Raw genomic sequence first — 26,822 nt, 5'->3', positions numbered from 1 at the left:
GCTTTCCTCCACTCTTATGTAAAATTAACACTTTTCTGATAATACTCTCATTACTTTATCACTACTGTTTTCATAACGTCAATTCTTATAGCAATAAGTCAAAAAGAAAAGCCTGACTTTTGTCAGACTTTAACAGTGTTACTTGTTTTCTTCTTCCACTTGTTCAATATTTTCTTGTGCTTCTTTTTCATTCTCTTCTTCATAAGCGGTGGCGACTTCATATTGGCTATCATATGTGCTGTGTTCCTCATCTTTCTCATCTTTAGAGTCTTGATCATTAACTTGATCATTAGCGGAGAAAGAGTCATATTGCCCTCTAGAAACAAAGCTTTCTAACATAGCTTTCAAATCCATTCCCGTTGATTCCTTCAGACTTGCTTGAAGACCTGTCATTGTTTTCGTGACGTTATCAGTTATTTTGGTTGAACCACTACTATTACTACCTCCTAGATCAATCACTTTCATTTCTGAAATCTGAGATAGCGGCTGAGCAATTTCGTGTGCATATTTCGGCAACATCTCAACAAGCATTTCAATAATCGCAGCATCACCGTAATTTTCCATTGCTTGAGCCATTAATTCTTTTGCTTCTGCTTCCGCTCGGCCACGTTCTCTAATAACTTCCGCTTCAGCTAGTCCTTTTTGCTTTTCAATATCAGCTTTTGTTTGTCCATCAATACGATCGCGCTCTGCTTCTGCTTCGGCATTTGCACGAATATCGTATGCATTTGAATCAGCCTGAGTTTTTCGACGCTTCTGTTCCTCTTGTTCCAATTCCACTTGACGTTGACGTTCAATGTACTGAACTTGCATCTCTTCTTCTTTTACTTTCTGATTTAATCTCGCCTGTTCTAGGTTGTAAGACTGTTCAGAACGTGCGCGCCCCTGTTCAATTTCAGCTTTGTACTCGGCTTCTTTCACATCTTTGTCTTTTTGAGAGCGTGCAATCTCAATTTGTCGTCTAATCTCATCTTCTTCTGCTTCTTGATCTGTTTTGGCTTTATGCATACGGGTTTCACGTCTTGCATTTGCTTCCGCAATATCAGCGTCTTTTCGTGCTTCCGCAATTCTTGGACGCCCAAGCGCTTCTAGATATCCATTCTCTTCATCGTCATCTTTTAATTCTTTTAAAGCAAACGACGTAATTTCAAAACCAAGATTTTTAAGATCTTCTTCAGCAATGTTTTTCACTTTTTTGTTCACTGAATTGAAGTCTTTGTAAATTTCGTCGACTGTAAGAGAAGAAATGATGGCCCGAAGGTGTCCTTCAAGAACTTCTTTTAATTCACGTTCTTTTTCTTTTTGAGGCTTACCTAGAAATTTTTCTGCATAGTTCGCGACAATTTCAAGTTTACTTCCAATACTAATCTCTGCGACACTTGTCGCTCTAATAGGAACACCTTCTGAAGTATAGGCTTTTGGTGAAGCAATTTCTAATTGAAATGATGTTAGATCAATCGGTGTACTTGTTTGGAATAGCTTTAATCGTATCCCGCCACCGCGTACAATTTTCATACTGCGGCCGTTGTCATCTACGAAGATTCGATTGTCTTTTTCAGCATCGCCTAGTTTTGGTCCTGTAATAATCAGCGCTTGGTTTGAGCTAGCGGTTTTGTATCTTCTTTTGAAAATAAAAAAGCCAATCCCACCAGCCACTAATAATATAAACAAAATGATACCGGAGATGATTAATCCGATAAATTCCATCATGCTTGCATCATCCTTTCGAAAAATTGTAAAGGTTGCTATGTAACTGCCTTCCTTAATTTCTACGATTTGGAACAAATAAAGTTTCAGAATTAATCGAATTAACGATTTTATTGCGGAAAGAAAACGAACCCGTGAATGGTTCGTTTCAAATGGAGAGTTGTTTATTTAGTTTTATTGGTATCTTTTAAGTGTTGCTGATCCTTTCACAACTGTTTCTTCATTTTGATTAATAGCGAGTACATCAAAATAATACCGATCATTTTGGATGGAAACGAGTGATGATTGAAGAGTAATTTCATCGTTTAAGAAAACCATTCCTTTAAAAGCAACAGTATAATCTTCTAGGAAACCTTCTTCAAAATAGGGAGTAAATAGCTTTGATAAGTTTCCCATCGTCCACATTCCGTGAGCAATGATACCCGGGAGCCCTGCTTTTGCAGCCTCTTCGTCAATCGTATGAATTGGGTTGAAATCTCCGGATGCCCCGGCATATTTAATAAGATCTAACCTTGAAACAGGAGGGAGAGTGATTTCTAGCTGTGTCCCCACTTCAAAGTCATTAGCCATCTTCATGATTTCATCCCCTTTCTCACTGCTTCAGTAATAATAACCACTTGCTCTTCTGTAAAAATGAGTTTTCCATTTGGCTCTTCTCCGTATCGTTTTAGTATGAGAAAACCAAGCAAGCCGCTCTTTCCTTTTCGCTCATAATAGTTTTCAAGTGATGTCGAGCACATCACCGTTTCTCCAACTAGAAGTGGACGCTCATAGTGAAATGATTGTTTTCCGTGAATCAATCCGACATTTGGTAAATCAAATCCGTTTATTTCTCCATAGTCAAACACTCTTGGATATGTAGGCGGCGCGATGTTTGCTCCGTATCTTGAGCGCATTCCTACTGCTTCATCGATATAAATAGGCGATTCATCTCCAATTGCTTTTGAGAACGCTTTCAAAGAACCGCGCTCAACAATGTTTTTTACAGGATTGGACCGGGTCCCAATGAGCGATTCAAACATAAATACCCTCCTAAGCGTATTGTCCTACTTTCACATGCCCTTTCAGCAGGTTTCTAGCAATGATTAATCGTTGAATTTCATCCGTTCCGTCATAGATCCTCCAAAGGCGAGCTTCTCGGTACCAGCGTTCAATTGGTAGCTCTTTCGTATAGCCCATACCCCCATGAATTTGTAGAACGCGGTCTACAACGCGATTCCCCATGTTAGATCCATATAATTTCGCCATCGATGCAAGTTGTCGATTATCTTTCCCTTCATCAAGTGTATACGCTGCGTTAAGCACCAGCCATTTAGCGGCCTCTATTTCAACAGCTGAATCGGCGATTTGCCATTGAATCGCTTGACGTTCTGCGATGGGCTTTCCAAATGTTTCTCTTTCATTTGCATAGTCAATCGCCATTTTCAACAATCTTTCGCCTGCTCCTACCGCTGTCGCACCAACAATCCAGCGAGCAAACCCGATCCACTCAAGTCCGAGATTGTATCCTCCATCTACTTCACCAAGGATATTTTCGTGTGGCACACGTACATTGTCAAAGACTAGGCCAGCAGGTCCCCATTCTCCCATTGTGTGGATGTATTCAGATTTCCATCCCATCTCTCGGTCCGCAATAAAACACGTGACACCATCTCTACCTGTAGCTGCGTGTTTTTCTTTATCTGTAATGGCAATAACCATCACAAAATCTGCTTCATTTCCGCCAGTGATAAACGTTTTCTCTCCGTTAAGAACCCAATTATCCCCATCCCGTACTGCAGTCATTTTAATGTTGCGCGTATCTGATCCCGCGCCGGGTTCTGTCATAGCGAAGCATGATTTTTTTTCACCATTAATGGTTGGCATGAGGTACTTTTCCTTCTGCTCTTCATTGGCGTAATACAAGATATTGTCTGCTGATCCACCAAAACGAAACGGGACAAATGTTTTAGAAACTTCCATCATCACAATGGCAAGCATCATTTGACCAAGGTCAGCGCCACCATATTCCTCTGGTGTATTAATTCCCCAGAATCCTGCTTTTTTCGCTTTTTGCTGAAGCTCCTCCATCTTTTCGGCGGATACGCCTGGCTTTCCTGCACGTTCATTTCGAAGTACATCATTTTCTAAAGGGATTAACTCATTTTCTACAAATTTCCGAATCGTTTTTTGAACCATCACTTGTTCGTCAGTTAATCGTAAATCCATCGGTCATCTCTCCTTGTGAGTTTATCATATTTAGACGATTACTTACTAACCGGTTAGTATCTTGATTCGACAAAGTAAAGAGACCTCCTTCTTCATTATGTAGATTCTTGAAATTTTTTCAATAAAAAAGCGAAAGAGTCACGTACATGACCCTTTCACCTGCTGTACTATTTTCCAATAAACATCTGTGTCCAATAATGACCATCCTGAGCAAGTCCCACCCCAATGTGAGTAAAACTGCTGTTCATGATGTTTTTACGGTGACCTTCACTTTTCATCCAAGCATCAACCACGGCTTCTGGTGATTGCTGACCTTGTGCGATGTTTTCTCCAGCCGTATTAAAATCTACGCCGAAGTCCCTCATCATATCAAATGGAGATCCGTACGTAGGGCTTGTGTGAGAAAAGTAATTTTTTTGCTGCATGTCGCGTGATTTTTCCTGTGCGACATCGCTTAATGATGGCATTGCTTTTAGTGCAGAAAGCCCTTGCTTTTTTCGTTCTTTGTTTGTTAAATCGATCACTTGCTGGACTTCTTTCGTGATTTCCCCTGATGGTTCGGAGGTTGGAGACTTCTCTTGATTCGGTGCGGCTTTTTGATTTGACTCTGATTGACCTGTATTTTGATCAGGTCTCATTTTTTGTTGACGCTGTTGTTCTTCCTTGCCACCGATTCCGTATTGCTCTGGGAATCCTTCAGGTAAATATTCTCTTGGATCAACATTAGGAAGTGCTTCATTGAATTCGAACTGACCATCCTGAACCATTTCACCATGAGGGAATTTACCACTTGGTGTTTCAGTGCTATATGAATTAGGATCGATCGTTAGTTGACCACTGTTTATTCGCTGAATACCCTCTGTAGGTGAACTAGTTTTATTGATATTTAACGCTTCATCGTTATTATTCGCATTACATGCTCCAAGAAGCAATAAACCCGGCAATAATAACGGCATTAACTTTTTGTACATACGTTGCCCTCCTTTGATTCTTTTGTTACCGTCTTAGTTTTTCTATTAGAGGGCAAAGTATTTGTGGTAAAAATCGAGAATACCGAGAGCATTTAACATGTAAAAAATCCCCCTCATAATAATGAGGAGGACTGTACGATCAGCCTGTATTTCGTAGGCCAGCCGCAATTCCATTGATTGTGAGGAGAATTTCTTTCAGAAGCTCGTCGTCCTCACTACCGTTGGATCGATACGTTGAGATAAGTTCCACTTGGAGAGAACTTAGTGGATCAACATACGGATTTCGTAAACGGATCGAATCTTTAATGTTTGGCGTACCATCAAGTAATTCTTCCTGTCCGGTAATCGTTAAAATGACATCTTTTGTACGATGGTATTCATCGACGATTTTTCCGAAGATGCGGTTCGCTAGGTGTTCATCATCAATTAAGAACATATATTTTTCTGCTGTAGCGAGATCTGCTTTCATTAATCCCATTTGCAAGTTATCGATAAGAGATGCAAAGAACGGCCAATTCGCATACATTTCTTTTAGACTGCTTAATCCTTCTTCTGTTGCAGCGAACTCGGTAAGACCGGTACCTGACGCATACCACGCTGGCATTAACTGGCGACTTTGAGTCCAAGCGAATACCCATGGGATTGCACGTAAGTCATCGAAGTGGTCTGTACCTTTTCTGCTCATTGGACGGGAACCAATGTTTAATGCGCCAAGTTCTGGTAATGGCGTTCCTTGTTTAAAGTAAGCCAGGAACCCATCATCCTCAAATACGAGGGATTGATAAGATTTAAGGGAAACAGCCGAAATTTCTTCCATAATTTCATGCCACTTCTCTTGTCTAACATCTTTTTCGATCCCTGATACGGCAGATGATAACAAGGTTGTCGTCGCTTGTTCTAGACTTCGATAAGCAATATCGTAAAGCAAGTAACGAGAAGATAGAACCTCTCCTTGCTCCGTAATCTTTACACCAGCCGTATATGTTTCAGGAGGTTGCGACAATAGACTTCTTCGTAGTGGACCGCCACCACGGCCAAGCGCTCCACCGCGACCATGGAAGAATTTAAGTCGAAGGTTACGGTCAGAAGCGATCCGACTAATTTCTTGTTGAGCTTGATATAGCTTCCAGTTAGCTGTTAGTGTTCCACCATCCTTGCTTCCATCGGAATACCCCAGCATAATTTCCTGACGTTGATCATGCTTTTCTAAGTGATGTTTGTAGACTGGAAGATCAAAGAGCTTCTCCATAATAGCAGGACCAGCTTTAAGATCATCGATTGTTTCAAGTAAAGGAGCAATATTTAAATCACTTTCAACGCTACCGTCTGCGTGTAGACGGTAAATATTTGCTTCCTTAGCAAGAACGAGTACCTCAAGAAGGTCACTAGCTGATTCGGTCATACTGATTAAGTATACAGAAATTGATTGAGGACCAAACTCTTTGTGAGCTTTTTTAATCATCGTAAAGATATCGAGTATTTTTTGTGTTTTCTCCGAATAATCCTCATAGGTAGAAAGAACTGGTCGTGGGTCTTCAAGAAGACGATTGAGTAACTGAACCTTTTCTTCTTCATCTAATTCGGCGTAATTCTCAGCCAGATTTACACGACTTAAAATTTCTGCGATAGCCCCCTCATGTTCACCGCTATGGTTTCGAACATCTAAAGTAGCGAGATGAAAACCAAAAAGAGATGCCTGACGAATAAGCTTATTCAACTCTGTGAAGTGGGACCCTTCAGGAAAGTGCTGTTTCAAGCTATTTCCTATTAACTTCAGATCTGTTATAAATTCTTCTGAGTTTTTGTATCCGTTCTCACGATTAACGCGCTGAAGTTTTTCTAATACATAAGCAAGCTTTACGCGATAAGCTTCATGTGGAACGCCCCACTCTTTCGTATCAGGTATGCGATTTTGATCTTCTTCAATTGATTTTGTCAATTCTGGACAAATGGCGATGCGGTTCGTCGACTGGCTTAGCTGCCGCATTAAATTTTTCACTGAGTCTTTGTATTTTGTAATGACTACATCCCGTTGTCTTTCGAGCGTATTCCATGTCATCTCAGGGGTAACGAATGGATTTCCGTCTCGATCCCCACCTATCCATGAACCAAATTTCAAAATGTTAGGTACTTCCCATTTAGCATCAGGGTAATGGTCACGCAAACACTCTTCAAGCTCTTGATGAATTTGAGGAAGCACTTCAAATAACGTTTCCTCAAAATAAAACAGTCCCATATTCACTTCATCCATCACAGAAGGCTTCTTATGACGTAACTCGTCCGTTTGCCATAGTGTTGTGATTTCATTCAATAGATCAGCCTTTAATGCCTTTTGCTCTCGTTTTGTAAGTAAAGGATTGTCTAGCTGTTTAAGTGATGTTGCAATTCTTTTATGAATTTCTAGCACAGATCGTCTTGTCGCTTCAGTTGGATGTGCTGTAAGGATTAATTCCAATGAAATGGAAGATAGCGTATCTTCAATCAATTCCCCAGGAACATTATTCTTTTTAAGTAAGGCAATAGCATGAGGAATTGAACCAGGTTGCGACTGCTCTTCTTCTAACATTTGATAATCTCGACGTCTGCGAATTCTGTGATTTTGTTCCGCAATATTGACAAGATGAAAATAAAGGGCAAATGCTCGAATAACCTGTTTTCTCATAGGAGGTTGGAGCGTTTGGATCGTTTCTTTTAATTGTTGAGAAGTTTCCAAATCAGCAACATTCCGAAGAGATTTTGTTTTCTCGCGAATGGATTCCACCATATCTAGAAGTTCTTTGCCGCCATGCTGCACTAAAACGTCACCGAGTAGGCTTCCCAGCATGTTAATGTCACGCCTTAGGGCAACGTGGTGACTTTGTTGAGTTGAATGTGCCGTATCAATTGTCATGTCCGATCAACCTTTCTTTTTCTTCTAATAACTTAATACCAAATATTAAAAATATTTCAATAAACTTATTATAAACAAGAAATTTTATTCTTGTCATCTTTTATGACACCGTTTTTTGGAATGGATATAAGGCCTTAGTACTGGTAATAAAGGAATGAAAACGGATACAAATATTTTTTTATTTTTTTGCATTTTCATAAAAAAATCCGCAATAGTATGCGGATTTTTTGGTGTTTATATGCTTATGGTTACCCCTGTTACTAAATAGAAAACTTATGTTTAAAACGTTCTATTTTTTTATTCTCTCCTACCATCAAAATCACATCCCCTTTTTGGAAAGCCACTTCGGCATAGCGACTTAAGATGGGGGCTTCTTTTCGCAAGATGAGAGAAACGTTTAACTCGTATTTTCTAGAGAAATCAAGTTCAAGTAATGTTTTTCCAATCAGTTCTTCTGGTACCTCTACTTCAATAGCTGATACATTCTTCGTAATTTCAATGTATTCAAGGACGTTAGGCATCATGATTTGTTTGGCCACTTTCATCCCTGCTTCTTCCTCAGGATATATGACCTGATCAGCCCCTAAGTTAGACAGGATTTCTCCTATTTCTCGACTCACTGCTTTAGTAATAATTTTTTTTGCTTTTCGGTCACGAAGACGATTTGTAATTAAAATAGCTGAATAGGCATCAGTTCCTATAGCTACAAAAACAGCATCGTACTGTTCTACGTTTAAATCATCCATCACTCGATTTTCTCTTAAATCACCAACGATTGAATGTGTTGTGTAGTCATCTATATCTTCTAGCGGTCCCTCATCTTTATCACAAACGACAACATCACATTTTTGCTCATATAGTTCACGAATAATGCCTTTCGCAAATCGACCAGCACCGATCACTAGAAATTGTTTTCGCATGACTTCTCACTCCTTAACCTACGGCCAAATCTTCTTTAATATAGCGCGTTTTTGATTTTTCTATTTTAAATACAGCGTATATGAAGCTAAATACACCAATGCGCCCAATAATCATTAGCATACATAATAGCAACTTTGAAACTCCTGCAAGTTCACTCGTAATCCCCATCGATAAACCAGTGTTTGTTAAAGCAGATATAACCTCAAATGCAACTAAAATGATTTCTTGAGACTCAAATATGGACAGAATTATGGTTGAAAATCCAAATAAAAAGATAAAGCTTAAAAAGATCAAAAAAGATTTATTAATCGAGTCCTGCGAAATGGTCTTCTTAAATAGCGTGGTATATTCTTCAGATTTTGCTACTGACACCATTTTTGCTACAAGAACCGCAAAGGTTGTTAAGCGAAGACCCCCGCCGGTACTTGAAGATGCCCCACCAATAAACATTAATGTCATTAGTATGAGAACAGTTGTGATATTAAGTGTTGAAATGTCTACCGTTGTTAAGCCGCCATTCCGTGATGTAGCTGATAGAAAAATCACGTTTACGAACTTATCCCATATTGGCAAATGGCCAAAAACGCCATTTTGTTCTATAGTGAAATATATGACAACCCCCACAAGAAACAGCGAACTATGAAGACGGATGTTCACTTTTGTAAACAAGCTTTTCTTTTTTCGAAAGCCGAGTATGTATTCTACAATAGTAGGAAAACCGAGGCTTCCTAGAAAGATCATCGTTGCTGAAGTCAACAGCAAGAGCCAATTGTGTTGATAAGAAATCAAACTATCTCCAAATAAATCAAACCCAGCATTCGTAAAGCTCGCTACACTGTGAAATACAGTAACAAAAACAGCTTCTTTAACTGAGCTATATTGCTCACTTATCCCATTGAACATGAGACTAAAACCAATGGCTTCTACCGTTAACGCGATCATTAAAACGGAAATACTTAATGAACGAATGGTTCTTAACTGCGACTGGTTTTGGTCTTTCGATAGAAGGACCATACTTGACATTGTTAGTTTCTTACCCATCATTAAAAATAGGTAGCTGACGAGTACGAGGATTCCAATGCCTCCTAGTTGCATTTCAATAATCAATAAGACCTGTCCAACTCGTGTAAAGTCAGACGAGATGTCAACGGAAGATAATCCTGTAACGCTGAGCGCACTAGTTGATATAAAGAGAGAGTCAATGACCTGTAATGAGCCATAGTGGGAAAACGGCAGCATATAAAAGGTCGCAAATAAAATAATAGTACCGACATACATTATGAAAATATAGCGGAAGGATTGAATCGTTGATTTATTTTTTAGCATAGCATCTCTCCGTACTGTTGATCTAACTGATTCATTCAATATAACATGAAAAAAAAGCCTTTGCCTATTATTCACAAGAAAACCACTTAAGCAGAATCTAAGTGGTTCGAACTGATTTTCGTTTCAAATAATCGATTAGGCCAAGAGCACATACTTGTAAGTCTACTTTTATGTAATCATATATAGGATGATCGGAAGGTACTCCTTTTATTGAAAGGTTACTTGCCACATGTGCTAATAGCGCTTTTGAAAGAAGCTCAGTAATTGGCGCCTCTTTCTTTTGCATGAGGTCATTTGTTATTCTCAGAAAATCGGATAACCAGCCTTTTAATTGAGCCATTACCTCATCTCGGTTAGATGTTCTTCCATAATGACCGAAATAAATGGCGTCTGGCTCATAGGCCATGATTTTTTCAGCAGATGCTAGCATTGCGTCTGGATCGAATTGATTTGGTGATGTTGATGGAAGATAAAGTTCAACATCGAGCTGCGGATAATAAACTCCCATCGTATCACCTACAAACACCCCGTTCGTTTTTGAGTCATAGATCGAGAAATGGTGTTTGGCATGTCCTGGAGTATCCATGAAAGTTAACATTCGATTCGGCCCAATTCGCATCGTGTCCATGTCATTCATGGCGATTAGCCGGTCTTCTTGAATCGGAATTATTGGTTCGAATAACTCCTGGAATTTATTCCTATAAACAGCTTTTGCTCCTTCAATTAAGCGAGATGGGTTTTCTAAATGGCGAATCCCTTTTGGATGAACAAAAACACGAGCATTGGGACATTTTTCAAGAAATAGCCCTGTCCCTCCAGCGTGATCGAGATGGATATGAGTGACAATGATGTTGCGAACCTCTTCTAAATTGATTTGGAGTTTTTCTAACCCGCTAATTAAGTAAGGAATCGAAGGACTCGCGCTAGTTTCAATGATTGTAAGTTCTTCCTCATGCAGGACATAAGAACCCGTCCTTAGTTCAAGGGAGAGGTCATAGAGATCAATAAGAGATAAATCTTCCCCTATCATTTCGGGTTTTGCGTTCATGGCTTTTCCCTCCAATAATGAATGGTAACGTTCTATATTGAAGGTCTTCTCGATCATTATCAAAAATCCTCTCTAAATAAAGACTCAGGAAATGGATTGATTCGTTTATTAATTAAGATGGCGTGTGGAATGGAACTTTTCATTTAACCATTTGTCTCCATCTCTTTTAAGAATCGTTAAAGAAGTATTTACAATATGATTTTCATGATTTAGTTCAGGTAGGGTGCTTTTAAAGAAATGTCTAAGAAAAGAACCGTGGCTAACTACTAGCACATTTAAACCGGAGTATTTATCATGAAAATCATTTACTGCCGCATGTGCGCGTTCAACAACAAGATGAGCTTTTTCAATACCGAGATCTAATTCGCGCCAGTTTTCTCCCCATTTCTTAATACGTTCTTGCTCTGTAGTTCCTTCAATCTGCCCACCGCCGGCCTCTCGTAAGCGATGATCGGTTATCACTTTCAGGTTGAGCTTTTTGGCGATGATCTCTGCTGTTTCTTTAGCTCGTGAAAGATCACTTGAGAAGATCACATCCCACTTGTCGTTCTTTAACCAGTCTCCAAGCTTCGCTGCGTCACTGCGACCTTGATCGTCAAGATGAATGTCTGAGCTACCTTGAGCTCTTTTCTCTTTATTCCATGCTGTACTCCCGTGGCGTATAAATCCAATCCTCATGTATATTCCCCTCTCGCTTGTTCCTACTTAATAAGATTCTATCGTTTTAGTAATAAGGTGAGTGATATCCCTTACCCTGTTTTCCCCACATACTGGTCGATCAAGCAAGCTACAAAGCGCAACGAGGTCTGCCAGTTTGGCAAGCTTTTGCCATTGTTTTGGCAGGGTGATTCCTCTGTTTAATAATCCTTGCTGAATTCCTTCTTTAAATGATGTCATGTGATCAAATTCGTATCGAATCATGTTACCTAAATCAAAATAAATGCTACCTGATAAGGCAAATTCCCAATCTAGAACGGCGCTTACTTCTGTTCCGTCCATTAGTACATTAAGTCCATTATAATCCCCGTGAACAAGGCAGGATTCGCTTTGATCTTGCTCAAGCAAATAGGCATTGTTCCTTACAAATGACATCACTCTATCAGTTAGAGTAAGAGATAACCATTTGGAAGCATGATGATTAAAAAAGGATTCAATGGTTGAGATGAATGAGGTTGGTGTTAATTGAAATTCATCTCTTACTTCAAGCGTTGAATCAAGAAAACCATATGTATTAAAACGCAGTTCTCTCATTGAGGCAAGCTGTTCTCCAATGGATTGCCCCATTGCTTTCATATGTTGTTGAGACGAAGTAGATAGATGGTCTCGCAGCAAGGAGCCTTCTTTCCATTCAAGAATACCAATATGATATCCATTCCACTTTGTGATATGAAGAAAAGCTGGTGCTCGCACATCTTTTGGCAAGGATCTGTGAACTTCATATTCCCGTTTCAAGCTTTCCTGGTTTCTAGCCACTCTGATAACAACAGAGCTATGATGAGCAATATCGATTTTATAATTCGTATGACTTAAACCTCCAGAAAGCTGGGTCGTGGTATTTACCTTTAGATGTGGCTGATAGCTTTTTACGATTGATGTTATCGCTTCATCAGGTAAATGAATGATCGAATGATGTCTTTCCCAATTTGTTTTCATGCCACACCTCCCTTTATCTATCATAACAACTTCAATATAAAAAAGCTCTTTCTCGTTTGAGAAAGAGCTTTTTATTATTTCCAGTTGATTGGTAAAGGTGAAACATCTTGGACTTGTTGTTCATACTTTATCACTTGATCTTCTGTCATCCAAATACAGACGACACCATGATCTGCACTACTTCGAATTAAACGACCAATTCCCTGTCGTAAGCGAAGTAACATGTAGGGAAGATCCACGTCGCTTACTGGATCTTCTGAATGACTTCGTTTCGCCTGGAAAACAGGGTCATTTGGAGGGAATGGTAATGACGAGATTAGAACCTGAGTAAGTGATTCACCCGGTACATCAAGTCCCTCCCATAGATGATACGAGCAAAGAACAGCAGAATGATCTCGTTGAAATGCCTTGACCGTTTCGCTTATTTCACGGTCTCCTTCATAAATTAGGTTAAACGTCCAGCTTTGTTGGTCTGCCCACTCTCTAAACCTATTCATTTCTTCTAGCGAAGAGAATAGCAGCAATGAATGACCTTTATTCAGGTGAAGGGAATGGCCCATCTCTTCCCATTTTTGATGTTCATTTTCAGCTACAGAACCATTCATTTTCATCTGTGCTTCATAATCAAACGGCGAATTTACAGAGAAGGAAGCATGTTTCTGAATGCCTAAGCTGCTTGCTATATAAGAGAAATCTCCAGCTTGCGAAAGCGTTGCTGATGAGAAAACAAATGGGATCTTTTGTGAAAATACTTCTTTTCGCAAAATGTCTTCTACAAGTCTTGGCATAATGACAAGAGAAGTCTGGGTTTCAGTTTCTTCAAGCCAATGAATGCCCTCTCCATCCTGGAGTAGCGTTCTTAAGCCATATGAGAAGAACTCGAGGTATTCTTCCATAATCTTGACATGGTAGTCTTCCATTACATAAAGCTCTGAATCGAAAACAAGCTGCTCTAACAAAGCATCAACTTTCTCAGCAATCGCTTTTGCAATTTCTATCATCGTTTCAGTTCGTGGGACATCTTTTCGAATCGAACCTTCTACAGCGATCGCGGACTGACTAAGATGAGCGAACCAGTTATCGTGAAGCTCCAGGATCTCTTCAACTAATGTAAGCGATTCTTCTCTTACATCCTGGTCCATGTAGCCTGTAAGAATACTGGATAGAGTTTCCGAATGAAAACGATACGTCAAGCCTTTTTGTGCTGAGAATTCCAATAAATGGCCTTCATCAAATACAACTGTGCTAGCTTCTGGGAGTAAAGGAAGTTGTCCTTCACGTTTACGTGAGTCTTTCGTCCAGATATGTTCCATATAGAAATCATGAGAACAAATAATCAAATCGCTTGAATGACGATAATATTCACGATTTAACGTTTGGCCACAGCGATGACGCCAGTCACATGTTGAACATTGTTGCAGTGGATCCCACGCAATTTTTTCCCATTTATCATTTGGTACCCAAGGGTATTCTTTCCGATCGCCATAGCGATGGAAAGACTTCATTGATGCAGCTGGTTCATAAACAAACTCTGGTATTTCATCGTGCACACTTAAGATGTCTTCATCGTCAGTACGATGAGAAAGATAGTCTAGTTTTTTCACACAAACATATTGCTCTCTAGCCTTCGCTAGACGAACATCAACAGTTAAACCAAGAGCTTTCTCAAGCTTCTCAATATCTCCGCCTTCTTTCACTAGCTGCTCAATAAGTGTTTCATCCGCACATGAAATAATCGCCGGTTTTCTTGTATACCTTGCATAGCAAATGGCATACAACAAATAAACAAACGTTTTCCCTGTTCCAACGCCTGCTTCAGCAAACACAACGCTCTTATTTTTAAATGCCTGTTCAATTTGAAAAGCCATAAAGATTTGTTCATCTCGAAGCTCATATCCATGCTCCGGTAAAATGTCGTAGAATACGTCGCCAACATAGTCGCCGAGTTTCTCGAAAAAGGAATCTTCCTTTGTGATTTCAAAAGGTAATGGTTGGGTCATGTACGGTCTCCTCTTCTAGCTTGATCCGTCCTTTTATTTTCATATCTATTGGCACTGTAAAATGGATACAGTTAAAAATTTAATCCTATAAAAAACAAAAGAAACCAAACTCTATCATAACAGATTTCCTTCTATTAGTGAAAAAAGATCTATCCTTGAATAAGCACCTCACCAAGAAGTTGAAAAGAAGTCAGTCTTTCCTTTCGATGTGGCGTAATCGTTGTGATTAAGAATTCATCTGGTTGATACTCTTCTTGGAGATCCTGTAGCTTTTCTTGGACGATTTTAGGTGTTCCACTAATAAGCTTTGAGGTGTGATCATTAGGAAGTGATACGGTAAGTGCCTCTTCAACACTTGGGAGTGTTGTTTTCCCTTTAGCTCGAAATTCATTGACTACGTGAGTCCAGTGCGCAAGCTCATCTGCACGTTCCTGTGTCTCACTGCAAATAATGGACACCGCTAGAATGCTATAAGGAGATTCTCCCGCAAAGTTTGTTCGATATGTGTCGAGAAGCTCTTTCCCCTTTTGATCGCTCATAAAATAGCCAAACGCATAGGACATACTGTTTTCTGCTGCTAACAGCGCACTTTTCTTTCCTGTTCCAAGGAGCCATGGCTCGGGAACGTGGTTAGGAACAGGCTTTGCTTGAAGATTATGATACAAATGGTCCTTTGCAAAGCCATTTTTGATAAAGCGAAGTAGTTCATCTACTTTCTCTGGCATCTTCCGAACTTCTTCTAAAAATCGTGGAGATAGAGCTGTAGTCGCTTCGGCGGATCCCCCTGGTGCTCTGCCTAATCCAAGGTCGATGCGACCTGGAAAAAGGGTTGCTAGTGTATGAAAAATTTCTGCTATCTTATATGGTTGATAGTGAGGAAGTAGTATTGCTCCAGCTCCAAGTCGAATTCGCCTAGTATGTGCTCCGATATAGCTTAAGAGTACCTCAGGGGTGGGACACGCTAAGTGATCTAGGTCGTGGTGTTCCGTAACCCAGTAACGAACATAGCCAAGTTGATCTCCGAGAATAGCTAACTCTTTTGAAGCTTGTAGTGCCTCAGCTGTCGTTTCTCCATGAAAGACTGGTGTTTGATCAAGTATACTTAATTTCATTCCGCACCTCTTTTAATACAATCTCTCCTTATCATATAGAAAAAAGTGGCCAATTTATACTCGAACGACTTCATAAGAAAAACGCCTGCTATAGGCGTTTTAAATGAGTAGGTTAAAGAGATCTTGGTCCTTGTTAATTTCAATGTAAGAAAATCCTTTTCGATTTAAACGCTCAATCAAAGGTTCATAATCTTCTTTGTGTTTGAGCTCAATTCCTGCTAGAACGGGTCCTCGATCACGATTGTTCTTTTTCGTGTATTCAAAGCGGGTAATATCATCTGTTGGACCTAAAACATCAGCCATAAATTCTTTTAACGCACCAGCTCGTTGTGGGAAATGTACAATAAAATAATGTTTTAGCCCTTCATAAATTAAAGAACGTTCCTGGATTTCCTGCATGCGATTAATATCGTTATTTCCCCCACTAATAACGCACACCACATTCTTTCCTTTTATTTGATCACGATAAAAATCGAGAGCGGCGATGGACAAAGCGCCGGCTGGCTCAGCCACAATGGCGTTCTGGTTGTATAGCTCTAAGATGGTTGTACAAATTTTCCCTTCTGGCACAAGTACGACATCATCAAGGATATGTTTGCAAATATCGAGTGTTAGCTTTCCAACTTGTTTCACAGCAGCTCCATCTACAAATTTATCGATATAATCAAGCGGTACGACCTCGTCCTTCTCAATGGAACTTTTCATTCCTGGGGCACCTTCAGGCTCTATACCGATGATTTTCGTGTGTGGGCTAATGCTTTTGATATAAGACCCTACGCCTGAGGCAAGACCTCCTCCTCCAATGCTGAGCATAACAAAGTCGACTTCATCAATATCATTCATAATTTCAAGTCCTACTGTTCCCTGGCCTGCAATCGTACGATAGTCATCAAAAGGATGAATGAATGCTTTGTCGTGTTTGTTACAAAATTCTTTAGCGGTTAGAAAGGAATCATCAAACGTATCGCCTGTTAGAATGACTTCCACAAACGATCCACCAAACAATTCAACTTGCGAGATTTTTTGACGGGGCGTCGTAGCAGGCATAAAGATATGTCCTTGAATGCCAAGGGTTTTACAAGAAAATGCTACGCCCTGGGCATGGTTCCCTGCACTTGCGCATACGATTCCATTTGCTTTCTCTTCCATCGTTAAACCTTGAATCAAATTATAAGCGCCTCTAATTTTAAAAGAACGAACACTTTGTAAATCTTCTCTTTTCAAATACACATTGCAATTATATCGATCAGAAAGAATATCATTCCGCTGTAACGGTGTATGAACAACGACTTCTTTTAAAACCTGGTTTGCGATAATGATATCTTCCACCTGGACTTTACTGATTGTTTTACTCATTCTCGCACTCCTTCAGATTAAATTGAATTGTTTAACTTTTTAAAATTCATTTTAACACAATTTAGTGCGGCTGTACGTTATTGTTCTAAAAGAATCAGATTTCTTTTGAATATGAAAGCATGCTACAATTTTAATAGATCAACGACTATATGAAGGAGGAAATATCAATGAAAAAGTGGGCATTTGTATCTGATTTTGACGGAACCATTTCAAAAAAAGATTTCTACTGGCTTGTGATTGAAACTTATTATCCTGAAGGTAAAGGGTTGTATAAGAAGTGGAAAGCTGGGGAAATGCAAGATATTGATTTTCTAAGGCAGGTATTTCAATCCATTGATCAGCACGAGGAGCAAATTATTCAAGATATCCTCTCCTTACCGATTGATGAGCATGTTCCTTCCTTTATTAAGAAAGTACAAGAAAACGGCGGGGATTTCTACATTTTAAGTGCTGGGACAGATTATTACATTCACCACATTTTGAATCATTATGGGATTCAGAATGTTCCTGTTTTCTCGAACAAAGGCTATTACGAGAATAAAAATGTCCATTTGTCGATTGATGAGAATCATAAACATTATTCGAGAAGATATGGTATTGATAAATCAAAAGTGATTTCTGATCTGAAAGAAAAGTATGAAGTGGTTTATTTTGCTGGTGATAGCGAACCAGATTCTCATCCAGCCAAAGTTGCTGATCTTACTTTTGCTAAAGACGCACTGCAAGAACTACTAAAAGAAAATAACGTGCCATTCGTAGCTATTGAATCGTTTCAACAGATTGAAGATTTCCTGCATGAGAAAGGAAGGATTTGACCATGCATCCATTAACGAATATTCCGATCCCTGCCATTTTGGAGATTCGTTCTGGTATCCGCCATCAGCTTGATATGATTCTCCAAAAGCACGGCTTTCATCATGCCCTATTTTTATTCGATGAATTTACATATGAGACTTATGGCGAGTCCTTTCAGGAGAATATGAAATATGTCTCCATCGATCTTCAAAAGATGGAACCTGGGAAAACCATTCATGATCTGATCGGGTATGCATTTTCCCTTGATTCTTATGATGTTGTGATTGCTATGGGCGGTGGTATGGTTATAGATTATGGGAAATATATTTCGTTCTCTAGAAAACTACCGTTTATAAGCATGCCGACTTCTGCCTCAAATGATGGTTTTGCTAGTAGCAACTGCTCTCTTATTGTGAATCACAAAAAAACTACTGTTCCTGCACAGGTACCTTATGGGATCATTGCTGACCTCGAAGTGATTAAACAAGCCCCTTCTCACTTCTTGCTTGCAGGAGTTGGTGATCTAATGAGTAATATAACGGCTCTTTATGATTGGGAATTTGAAGAAAAGAATGGGAAAGGGCACGTAAATGCCTTTGCAGCGATGCTAAGTAAGAAGGCTGTTAACAGTTTCATTCGAACGCCGATGTCAGATATTCAAAATCCGATCTTTATTAAAGAACTTGTAAGCTCGTTAACAATGGGCGGTGTGGCAACGGTTATTAGCGGCAATAGCGCACCAATTAGTGGTTCAGAGCATTTAATTTCCCATGCGCTCGATAAACAATTATCAAATCCGCACATGCACGGCATACAGGTCGGAATCGCAACTTATATTATGGCTAATGTGCAGAACCACAGAGCGATACGGATGAGAAAAGTATTTGAACGTACTGGTTTCTTTGATTACCTTAAGAAAGAACGTATGCAGAAATCTGACCTGGCTGAAGCTATTTTAAAGGCTCCTTCTGTTAAGCCCCATCGATATACGTACCTTCATGATGAAGATTTTCAAAGGAAGGCGCTCTCTTTCCTAGAAAGTGATGCAAAACTAAATGAACTACTCATATAAAAAAACGCTCCCAAATGAGAGCGTTTTTCACATAAGTTTACATAATGATATTATAATCACCTATAGAGCAGTTCGAATATCCCAGAGCTCTGGGAAGAAACGGTGATCAAGTACTTTCTTTAAATAACCGACCCCTGATGAGCCTCCTGTACCCTGCTTAAAGCCAATAATCCTTTCAACGGTTTTCATATGACGGAATCTCCATTGCTGCAGCCAATCTTCAATATCGACGAGCTTTTCGGCAAGCTCATAAAGATCCCAGTATGTATCGACATTCCGGTATACCGTCAGCCATGCCTGCAGCACAGAATCATTCTTCTCATAAGTTTTGGTTACATCGCGCTGAAGAACTTCCTGATCTATCGGTAAACCTGCCCTGGATAGAGCTTTAATGGCGACATCATAAATGCCGGGTTTTTGATAAGCATTCTTCAGTTGTGCGTGAAGTTCTTCATCCTTTTCATAGATTTTAAGCACGTGTGATGTTTTGTATCCTAATGAAAATTCGATCATGCGGTATTGATAAGATTGAAAACCAGATGCTTGTCCGAGCGAATCCCGAAACTCCATATATTCTGAAGGGGTTAATGTTGAAAGAACATCCCAAGCCTGAATAATTTGGGTTTGGGTCTTTGAAACACGTGCAAGCATTTTAAAGGCAGACGAAAGTTCATTATTTTCAATTGCTTCAATGGCTCCTTTAAGTTCATGCAAAATTAACTTCATCCACAATTCACTAACCTGATGAATGATGATAAAGAGCATTTCGTCATGATGGTCTGAAAGTCTATTTTGCCCAGAGAGTATTTGATCGAGACTTAAGTATTCTCCGTAAGTCATATTGTTTTTAAAATCCGTATGTATAGATGATTCGGTAGGATCAACGTGATCTTTTTTATCCAAAGGGATAACCTCCTTCTTGTTTGTAATCGGTTACAAAAACAGTAATTCAAATGAGTTTCTTCATTAATATGCTTTTGCAGCATCAAGAAGTTTTTCTTAAAGCAAAACTATATTTATACCTTCAACTCCTCCCCCCTCTTTTATAAATTATAACATGTCTATCATTGCTTCACTTATAAACTAAAGTTGAACAATGATTCATCCATTTGCTCCTGCTCAATTCCAATATACCTTAATGTAATCGATGGTGCAGAATGTCCAAAGATCTTCTGAAGCATTGCAACATCCTTTGTTTGTTTATAGTAAAAATAACCAAACGTCTTACGCATAGTATGTGTTCCAATTTCGGAAAGTCCTACTTCCGCTGCAGCCTGATTTAATATTTTGTACGCTTGTCCTCTTTGAATCGGTAAATCGGTTTTATTCGATGGAAATAAAAAATCACGTTCTTCCATATCAAACGTATACGACTCAATGAGTTCCTTAAGAGAATAGTTGATCGGAAATCGTTTGGCTTTCCCTGTTTTTTTCTCCTTAATAATAATGTGTGTTTGATTTCGAACGTCCCCCACACGTAATGGAAGTAAATCACTAATCCGCAGACCGGTATTAATTCCCATATTAAATAAAAACCAGTCTCTAGAATTTCGCTTTCGTAGATGTTTTTTTACTAATTTGATCTTCTGAGGATCACGAATCGGCTGAACCGTGTTCATGAGGGCATCCTTCTTTCTCTATTCAATATGTATCGTTAATGATAAACATTTGGTTAATATGTATCATTATACCTTTCTTCGTTCCGTTCGAAAAGAGAAAAACCCCTAAAAATAAGCTTTCATTCATTTTCACAATGATACACAATATATGTTTTGTATCATTGTGTTGGAATACGTGCAATTAGTTTGTTCTGAACGTATGATAGCCAATTCGTTTTTATTCCCAATAAAAAGGCTATAACGACAATTATCTTTGTCAATTATTCAGTCTCAAAATAGAGTAAGGTATCTTACATCATTTATTTCTGAATTAGAGTATCATAACAACTGCCTTACATTATAAGGAGATTGTTATTATTCAAAGGAGGAAATAGTTTTGTCTAAATTTGCATTGAAAGACGCAGTCCCTAATTTTTCACTTCCTGCAGTAAACGGCGAAGAATATTCTTTTGAATCATACCGTAAAGAAAAAGGTGGATGGCACCTCGTCATTTTCTTTAGAGGTTCCTGGTGCCCCGTTTGTGTGAGTGATCTTGAAAGTCTAGAAGAAAGTACTGGTTTCTTTGAAGGGAAAAATGTTCATATTACAACTATATCAACTGATAAATTTGATGATTTAAAAGCAATGGCTGAAGAAAAGAATCTTTCTTTTCCAGTATTAGCTGATGAGGATTTAAAAGCACTTGAAGCATATGATGTTCACTATCATAGAGAAGATGATCCATATGAAGATCATGGCGCTCATGGTGAGCCAGCCTACTTCCTTATTGATGATAAGGGCGAATTGCTTTATCAACAAAGACAAACAAGTCCATTTGGTCGTCCTACTGTTACAGAGTTACGTAAGATCGTTCAGTATATTGGAAAGACTTATAAGGGATAAAGAAAACAGGCCAAATTGGCCTGTTTTTTGTATTGACGTCGCTCGTGATTTGCAATAATTTTAAAGACTATTATTTTTAAATTTTGTGTATACAGTACGGTAATTGAAATTTATTATATGTTAGGTGATACAATTTCTACCTTTATTCGATCTGGATCTTCAAAATAAAGCGCATAATGATTAATGCCTCCCGCATGAGGATATAGCTCGTTATATAAAATAGAAGTTTGTTTTTGTACGAGCATTAATCGAATATTTTCTACCTGCTCTTTTGAATGAGCACGAAATGCGAGATGATTTATACCAATCCGTTTACGATGATATCCCACTTCTTTGTATTTCTCCTCAACTTGCACAAATACGATATAGCTTTCTTTATCTCTCCAGCTTCTCCCTTTTTTCCAATTTTGAAATGGTGTATAACCAAGTTCTTTTAATAACCATCCCCAAAATTCTGTGCTTTCTTTCAGATCTGATACATACAGCTCGATGTGGTGTATCAAATTTACCCTCTCCTTTTAATAATATAATAGTTTAAAATATTGATATTATGTAGATTGAAAACATAGTCCTTCTACTAAATTGTTCATTACAATTGCACATCAGATTGCAGAGGAGATTTTTCGCTTTCTTGTTGGTGTGAGTCGCTTTTTTTGCAAAACCCTTTTCCATGCTTAAACTATAAAAAAAGTCAGCATAAATGCTGACTTAAATCTGAAGTGTTGTTTACATAGGAAACATAACTTGTTCCATTCAAAAGTTCAATAAAGAACAGGATCAATTTCTAGTGCTTTGGAGGGCTCCATCTCTTTGCTTCACTTTCACTCGGGTAATCAATACCATCAGGATACTTTATTAATTCTATCAAACTTCCCCAAGGGGTTGTCCCATATACTCCACTATTACGTGGTCCATCTTCCACTCCAGCCAGTGGGTGGGGTTCCGACAAAAGAGAGCCACCTGCAGCTTCGAAACGTTTAGAAGATTCTTTAATATCGTCAACATATAAAGCAAAATGATGTAGACCCAAATCAGATATTTTCGCTGGATCCTTGTCTGCTTTTGTTCCTAGCTGAAAAAGTTCAATAGTTGGTCCCTCACCGATTCTCAATAGACGCATATGAATAATTATTTTTCCAGATGGTAACCCCAATTGTTTCTCTACTTCTTCTCCTTTCATCGGATCATGTTCGGGTCGCTGCACATCATAACAAACTTTAGCGTCAAAAGCTTCCCGGAAAAAATTAGTTGCTACTTCTATATTTGGTACGGTCATCCCTATATGGTCAATACCTCTATACATCTTATTCTCTCCTTCCTTGAATTGAGCAGATTTAAGAAACCTAAGAATAGAATTGAATCATGTCACACATTAGAACTGTAAAAGTATTTTTTATTCGAAATGATACGTAAGATCCCACTTCTGACGGGCCTCATCCATTAAATACATTACCTGACGTGAAAGTGGTAAGGTCCAATTCTCTTTGTTATTCAAAATCAGGTCATTCATTGCCTGCACTTCATACATAAGGGCTCTTCTTTCTTCTCCAGCTTCAATTGTTTCTACAGAACCATCAGATGTATATGTAATTGTTGCTTTATCAGCTCTTGGAAAATTATCTACTGTGATGAACCCTTCATCTCCAGCTACGATTCCTCGCTTAGGCATCTTAGCCCTCATCGCCAATGAGACAACTGCCATTTCATCCTGATCATTTTTCAACACAATTCCGGATTGTTCGTCTACCCCTGTCTCATATTTCTTAACAGTTGTATGAAGTTCCGTTGGCTGACTGGATAGGAAAAACCTTGTGAATGAAAGAGCATAAGTACCAATGTCCAACATCCCACCACCAGCAAGGTCTGGATTGAAAAAACGATTGGTTGGATCATCTTCCTTGCAACTACCGAAGGTCACATTGACCATATTGACTTTTCCAATTTTACCTTCTTGGATAATGTCTTTTAACTTCTTGTATAGAGGCATATGATAAATCGTCATCGCTTCCGCTACGATTAGTTTCTTGGACTCTGCTAAATTAATAATTTCTTGCAGCTGTTCACCGTTCATTGTGATTGCCTTCTCACATAGAACATGCTTTCCAGAATCCAAAGCATCAATGATGAAAGAATAGTGAATACTGTGTGGAGTTGCTACATATACGATATCAATGCGATCATCCTTAAACATATCTTCCGTTTTCTCATATACGTGCTCTACTCCATAACGATCAGCGAATTCCCTAGCTTTTTCTACATTTCTTCCCCAGACCCCAAAGATTTGCCCATTAACCTCATTAATCGCCTGTGCAAAATCTGTAGCAATCCCTCCTGGTCCAACAATTCCCCAATTCACTTGCTTCATTTCAAACCTCTCCTTTTAACGTGATTTTTCTAACTCTTGTTTCGACAGTATGAACACGTTAGTTACAATAGGGGTAAATAAAGATACATCTAGCCGCTTCCAATCTTATTAACCTTTCTTCAAACTGATAATTTTTTAAGAATAAATAGGCTTGTCCAATAGCTGAAGTTAACTGTTATGAAGGTACACCTCGTTTTGCTCATACAAATATACTTTTAGATGAGGCGATTTTTCTAAGTGATCCCGTCGTAAAATCATGTCATAAAGCTTAAATTCGAGTTCAGCTTAATGTTCATGTTTAACCTAGCTCATCATTCAATAACTCACTTGCCGTCTCTTCCGTTGTGACAAGAACATTAAGGTGACCAGATACTAGCGCGGCGCGGATTGCTTCAACCTTTTCCTTAGATTCAGCTACTCCAATGGTGTACCTTGCCTTATGAAGATCATTCATATCAACTGAAATTGTGCGATTTGAGAGTCTCGTATCTAGAGTCTTTCCGGATTTGTCAAAGAAATTTGAGCAAATGTCCCCTGCTACTTTACTCTTTTCCATTTCACCCTGGAATCTTTCTCCATAAAAAGCGAGCCAGTTTGGACCGTCGCTGATTAGTGGGGACCCAATACCTACAATGGCAATTGTCAACTTTCCCCATAAATCCTCAACCTCACGAAAGTGTTCAGAATCCATCAACGCTTCTTTTAACGCTTCTGATTGAACGATTGCGGGAACATCAACTAATTTAGAATTTCCTTTCCACTTTTTAGCTATTTCATAAACGATGGTGTTAGCATGATAACGACTTTCTAGTTTACCGTCCGGTCCACCTATAAGCGGGACACACATGATTCCTTCTTGAGTTCTTTGAGGATTCAATTCCTCTGCAACGGCGGCAAGAGATGTTCCCCATGAAAATCCTATAACATCATCAGTTTTGACTACTCCATCTAAGAACTTTGCACATGCTTGCCCCATAGCCTTCAAATTTTGGTCACTAGAGGCACCTTTTTTCTCGGGGATGAGAATGACTTCTTTCAGTTGATACTGTTCTTTTAGTTTTCTCCCGATGGTAACATCTTTGAAGACATCATAATTGATACGGATTTGTACGATTTCTTTTTCTCTTATCTTCTTCAACATTCTACTAATGGTTGTTCGATAGATCCCGAGTTCTTTCGCTATTTCACTTTGCGTCATATCTTGCTCGTAGTACATTTCTGCAACTTGATATAGCGTATTAATTTCCTTTCTTTCCTCCATCGCATTCTCCCCTTTGCACAAATGTACAACAATTAGGACAATTGTGCAATCCGAAAGCACTCACTCCTATTTACCCAGAGAGTTATTGGTAACAATCGCAAACCATTTAATCTTCAAAAAGTATAAATAAACCCCGCTATTTAGTTTCTATTGAAATTCCCCCACTTACTTAACCATTTCTACATAGAAAAGGCGTAATTTCTTAGTACGAAATTACGCCTGATTAATAAAGCTCGAACTTCAACATTTATGATGTTATGAAATAATAAAATTTTTCTCTTATGATCGGTTGAAATATTCCAATCTATTTTTCATATAAAAGTAGTTCTCCTTATAGATGCATAAGTCTTTCCGCTTTTTTCATAGAGTTGCCCGGATCATATAGCTTCATTCATATTTGCTAACGTTTCATAAACAAATCTAGGAACACTAACATCATCAGGCATTTTTCCTTCCCACTCTAAAAACTCCCACTTAACAAGTTGATTCGAGCTTTCAACAAGCATACGACACCTTTCATAACGTCTGTCATTAAATGCTTTTAACAATTGAGTCACATTTAGTCCTTGTTGAATAAGTTCAGTTAGAACAACAGCATCCTCAATTGCAAGAGACGCACCTTGTCCAAGATGTGGGGCGGTGGAGTGGGCAGCATCTCCTATTAACAATACTCGACCTTGATACCAAGGAGACGGTAATAAATAACTAAAAACCGGACGGTAAACGACTTCTTTAGGATCTACAATTTGCTCTCTAACTTCAGCTATTTTTCCACCAAAATCCCCCAATCTGTTACGTAAAATTTGATCTAACTGATCTTCTGGCATTCTTGGATTTCCGGGTTCAGAAGTTGTTAACAGCAGATACATTTCATCTTCAGACATTGGAACCAAACCTGCCTTTGCATTCGGACCGTAATACAAAGTACTTCTTGTTATGTCTTCCATCCGAGGTAACGTATAACGCCATACCGCTTGCCCGAGATATTCTTGTTCAACCTTTCCAAACATCAAATTTCTCACTTTAGAATTCTGACCATCTGAACCAATAACTAAATCCGCTGTGAGCATAGATCCATCGGTTAATTTTACTTGAGCTTGGTCATCACCTTGATGAATATCTACTATAGTTGTTCCCATCCTAAATTTTGTTCCTACAGACTTTGCTTTCTCATATAAAATGGAGTGCAACGTCCTTCGAGAAATAATATTTAGCCCAGGATACCCATCAATTTTTGGAGATTGAGGTTCTGCAAATCGGTTCCCTTCCGCATCACAATATTCCATTCCATCAAAGCTATAGCCCCATTCCATACATGTATTTGCTACTCCTAGTTCATTTAAAGCTCTAAGTGCATTCGGTGGTTGAAATATTCCAACGCCATATACTTCCCATTTTTGTTTTAGTTCAATAATCTCTGTTTCAATTCCTATCTCACCTAGAGCAATAGCAGCTGATAGTCCACCAATTCCTCCGCCAACGATCACTATTTTCTTCACCTTAGCATTTGACATATCAAATACCTCCTTTAAACGTGTGCATCTTTACATTGCGCCCCCAAAGATATTAGGGTAGTCCACATTATTCCTCTGATTCCTAATTATGAACATATGTATGTATTACCGTACGTGGTCT

Annotated in this window: 24 protein-coding genes; 3 read left to right on the top strand and 21 right to left on the bottom strand. The window is 38.8% G+C overall.

Features of this window, described 5'->3' with window-relative positions:
- Nucleotides 1–138 precede the first annotated feature (138 nt).
- From AC0VYJ_RS11610 to ilvA, 14 genes are all read right to left on the bottom strand, one after another.
- Nucleotides 139–1,710, bottom strand: a complete 1,572-nt coding sequence (locus AC0VYJ_RS11610; protein ID WP_475365221.1) for a flotillin family protein — start codon at nt 1,708–1,710, stop codon at nt 139–141.
- Between the two features lie 171 nt (nt 1,711–1,881).
- A complete protein-coding gene (locus AC0VYJ_RS11605; RefSeq protein ID WP_475365220.1) occupies nt 1,882–2,283 on the bottom strand; it encodes a MaoC/PaaZ C-terminal domain-containing protein in 402 nt (133 codons plus the stop codon).
- Entirely contained in the window at nt 2,280–2,729 is a 450-nt protein-coding gene (locus tag AC0VYJ_RS11600; protein ID WP_475365219.1) for a MaoC family dehydratase N-terminal domain-containing protein, read from the bottom strand. Before AC0VYJ_RS11600 ends, AC0VYJ_RS11605 begins: the two co-directional genes overlap by 4 nt.
- A 10-nt stretch (nt 2,730–2,739) precedes the next feature.
- A complete protein-coding gene (locus AC0VYJ_RS11595) occupies nt 2,740–3,915 on the bottom strand; it encodes an acyl-CoA dehydrogenase family protein (RefSeq protein ID WP_475365218.1) in 1,176 nt (391 codons plus the stop codon).
- A 167-nt stretch (nt 3,916–4,082) separates the two neighbouring features.
- Entirely contained in the window at nt 4,083–4,886 is an 804-nt protein-coding gene (locus tag AC0VYJ_RS11590) for a CAP domain-containing protein (protein ID WP_430246527.1), read from the bottom strand.
- Between the two features lie 139 nt (nt 4,887–5,025).
- Complete coding sequence (gene ppc / locus AC0VYJ_RS11585) at nt 5,026–7,776, bottom strand: phosphoenolpyruvate carboxylase (protein ID WP_475365217.1); 2,751 nt, start codon at nt 7,774–7,776, stop codon at nt 5,026–5,028.
- Nucleotides 7,777–8,036: 260 nt separating this feature from the next.
- Complete coding sequence (locus AC0VYJ_RS11580) at nt 8,037–8,696, bottom strand: potassium channel family protein (RefSeq protein WP_165995817.1); 660 nt, start codon at nt 8,694–8,696, stop codon at nt 8,037–8,039.
- Nucleotides 8,697–8,709: 13 nt separating this feature from the next.
- On the bottom strand, nt 8,710–10,023 hold the full coding sequence (locus AC0VYJ_RS11575) for a TrkH family potassium uptake protein (RefSeq protein WP_475365216.1): 1,314 nt from the start codon (nt 10,021–10,023) through the stop codon (nt 8,710–8,712).
- A gap of 97 nt (nt 10,024–10,120) precedes the next feature.
- A complete protein-coding gene (locus AC0VYJ_RS11570) occupies nt 10,121–11,071 on the bottom strand; it encodes an MBL fold metallo-hydrolase (RefSeq protein WP_475365215.1) in 951 nt (316 codons plus the stop codon).
- A gap of 108 nt (nt 11,072–11,179) precedes the next feature.
- Complete coding sequence (locus tag AC0VYJ_RS11565; protein WP_430246515.1) at nt 11,180–11,749, bottom strand: histidine phosphatase family protein; 570 nt, start codon at nt 11,747–11,749, stop codon at nt 11,180–11,182.
- A gap of 27 nt (nt 11,750–11,776) precedes the next feature.
- Entirely contained in the window at nt 11,777–12,724 is a 948-nt protein-coding gene (locus AC0VYJ_RS11560; protein WP_430246513.1) for a phosphotransferase family protein, read from the bottom strand.
- A 74-nt stretch (nt 12,725–12,798) separates the two neighbouring features.
- The gene (locus tag AC0VYJ_RS11555) at nt 12,799–14,724 is read right to left on the bottom strand and encodes an ATP-dependent DNA helicase (RefSeq protein WP_475365214.1); all 1,926 of its coding nucleotides are present in this window, start codon (nt 14,722–14,724) and stop codon (nt 12,799–12,801) included.
- 149 nt (nt 14,725–14,873) lie between these two features.
- Entirely contained in the window at nt 14,874–15,836 is a 963-nt protein-coding gene (locus AC0VYJ_RS11550) for an LLM class flavin-dependent oxidoreductase (RefSeq protein ID WP_475365213.1), read from the bottom strand.
- A 99-nt stretch (nt 15,837–15,935) separates the two neighbouring features.
- On the bottom strand, nt 15,936–17,192 hold the full coding sequence (gene ilvA, locus AC0VYJ_RS11545) for a threonine ammonia-lyase IlvA (protein ID WP_430246507.1): 1,257 nt from the start codon (nt 17,190–17,192) through the stop codon (nt 15,936–15,938).
- Between the two features lie 167 nt (nt 17,193–17,359).
- On the opposite strand from ilvA, the gene AC0VYJ_RS11540 reads away from it, so the two are divergent.
- On the top strand, nt 17,360–18,007 hold the full coding sequence (locus AC0VYJ_RS11540) for an MtnX-like HAD-IB family phosphatase (protein ID WP_430246505.1): 648 nt from the start codon (nt 17,360–17,362) through the stop codon (nt 18,005–18,007).
- Between the two features lie 2 nt (nt 18,008–18,009).
- Nucleotides 18,010–19,059, top strand: coding sequence for an iron-containing alcohol dehydrogenase family protein (locus tag AC0VYJ_RS11535; protein WP_475365212.1), 1,050 nt, complete (start codon nt 18,010–18,012; stop codon nt 19,057–19,059).
- 60 nt (nt 19,060–19,119) lie between these two features.
- On the opposite strand, the gene kynA is transcribed toward AC0VYJ_RS11535, so the two are convergent.
- Together kynA and AC0VYJ_RS11525 are read right to left on the bottom strand one after the other, a co-directional pair.
- Nucleotides 19,120–19,962, bottom strand: a complete 843-nt coding sequence (gene kynA, locus AC0VYJ_RS11530; RefSeq protein ID WP_430246501.1) for a tryptophan 2,3-dioxygenase — start codon at nt 19,960–19,962, stop codon at nt 19,120–19,122.
- A 173-nt stretch (nt 19,963–20,135) separates the two neighbouring features.
- Nucleotides 20,136–20,678, bottom strand: a complete 543-nt coding sequence (locus AC0VYJ_RS11525; protein WP_475365211.1) for a site-specific integrase — start codon at nt 20,676–20,678, stop codon at nt 20,136–20,138.
- A 376-nt stretch (nt 20,679–21,054) separates the two neighbouring features.
- On the opposite strand from AC0VYJ_RS11525, the gene AC0VYJ_RS11520 reads away from it, so the two are divergent.
- Complete coding sequence (locus AC0VYJ_RS11520; protein WP_430246499.1) at nt 21,055–21,561, top strand: peroxiredoxin family protein; 507 nt, start codon at nt 21,055–21,057, stop codon at nt 21,559–21,561.
- 113 nt (nt 21,562–21,674) lie between these two features.
- Here the strand turns inward: AC0VYJ_RS11520 and AC0VYJ_RS11515 are convergent, their stop codons facing one another.
- The 5 genes from AC0VYJ_RS11515 to AC0VYJ_RS11495 form a co-directional block, all read right to left on the bottom strand.
- Complete coding sequence (locus tag AC0VYJ_RS11515; protein WP_475365210.1) at nt 21,675–22,064, bottom strand: VOC family protein; 390 nt, start codon at nt 22,062–22,064, stop codon at nt 21,675–21,677.
- A gap of 281 nt (nt 22,065–22,345) precedes the next feature.
- Nucleotides 22,346–22,864 (bottom strand): VOC family protein, encoded by a 519-nt coding sequence (locus AC0VYJ_RS11510; RefSeq protein WP_475365209.1) that lies wholly within the window; start codon nt 22,862–22,864, stop codon nt 22,346–22,348.
- 90 nt (nt 22,865–22,954) lie between these two features.
- Nucleotides 22,955–23,926, bottom strand: coding sequence for a Gfo/Idh/MocA family protein (locus AC0VYJ_RS11505; protein WP_475365208.1), 972 nt, complete (start codon nt 23,924–23,926; stop codon nt 22,955–22,957).
- A gap of 298 nt (nt 23,927–24,224) precedes the next feature.
- Complete coding sequence (locus AC0VYJ_RS11500; RefSeq protein ID WP_475365207.1) at nt 24,225–25,187, bottom strand: sugar-binding transcriptional regulator; 963 nt, start codon at nt 25,185–25,187, stop codon at nt 24,225–24,227.
- A 377-nt stretch (nt 25,188–25,564) separates the two neighbouring features.
- The gene (locus tag AC0VYJ_RS11495) at nt 25,565–26,701 is read right to left on the bottom strand and encodes an FAD-dependent monooxygenase (protein WP_475365206.1); all 1,137 of its coding nucleotides are present in this window, start codon (nt 26,699–26,701) and stop codon (nt 25,565–25,567) included.
- Between the last annotated feature and the right edge of the window lie 121 nt (nt 26,702–26,822).

This window comes from Anaerobacillus sp. 63XJN7_5_ISO-PGPR-S23-430 (assembly GCF_056173695.1).
The sequence above is the reverse complement of the archived record's forward strand: the minus strand, read 5'-3'. Positions and strand labels throughout refer to the sequence as shown.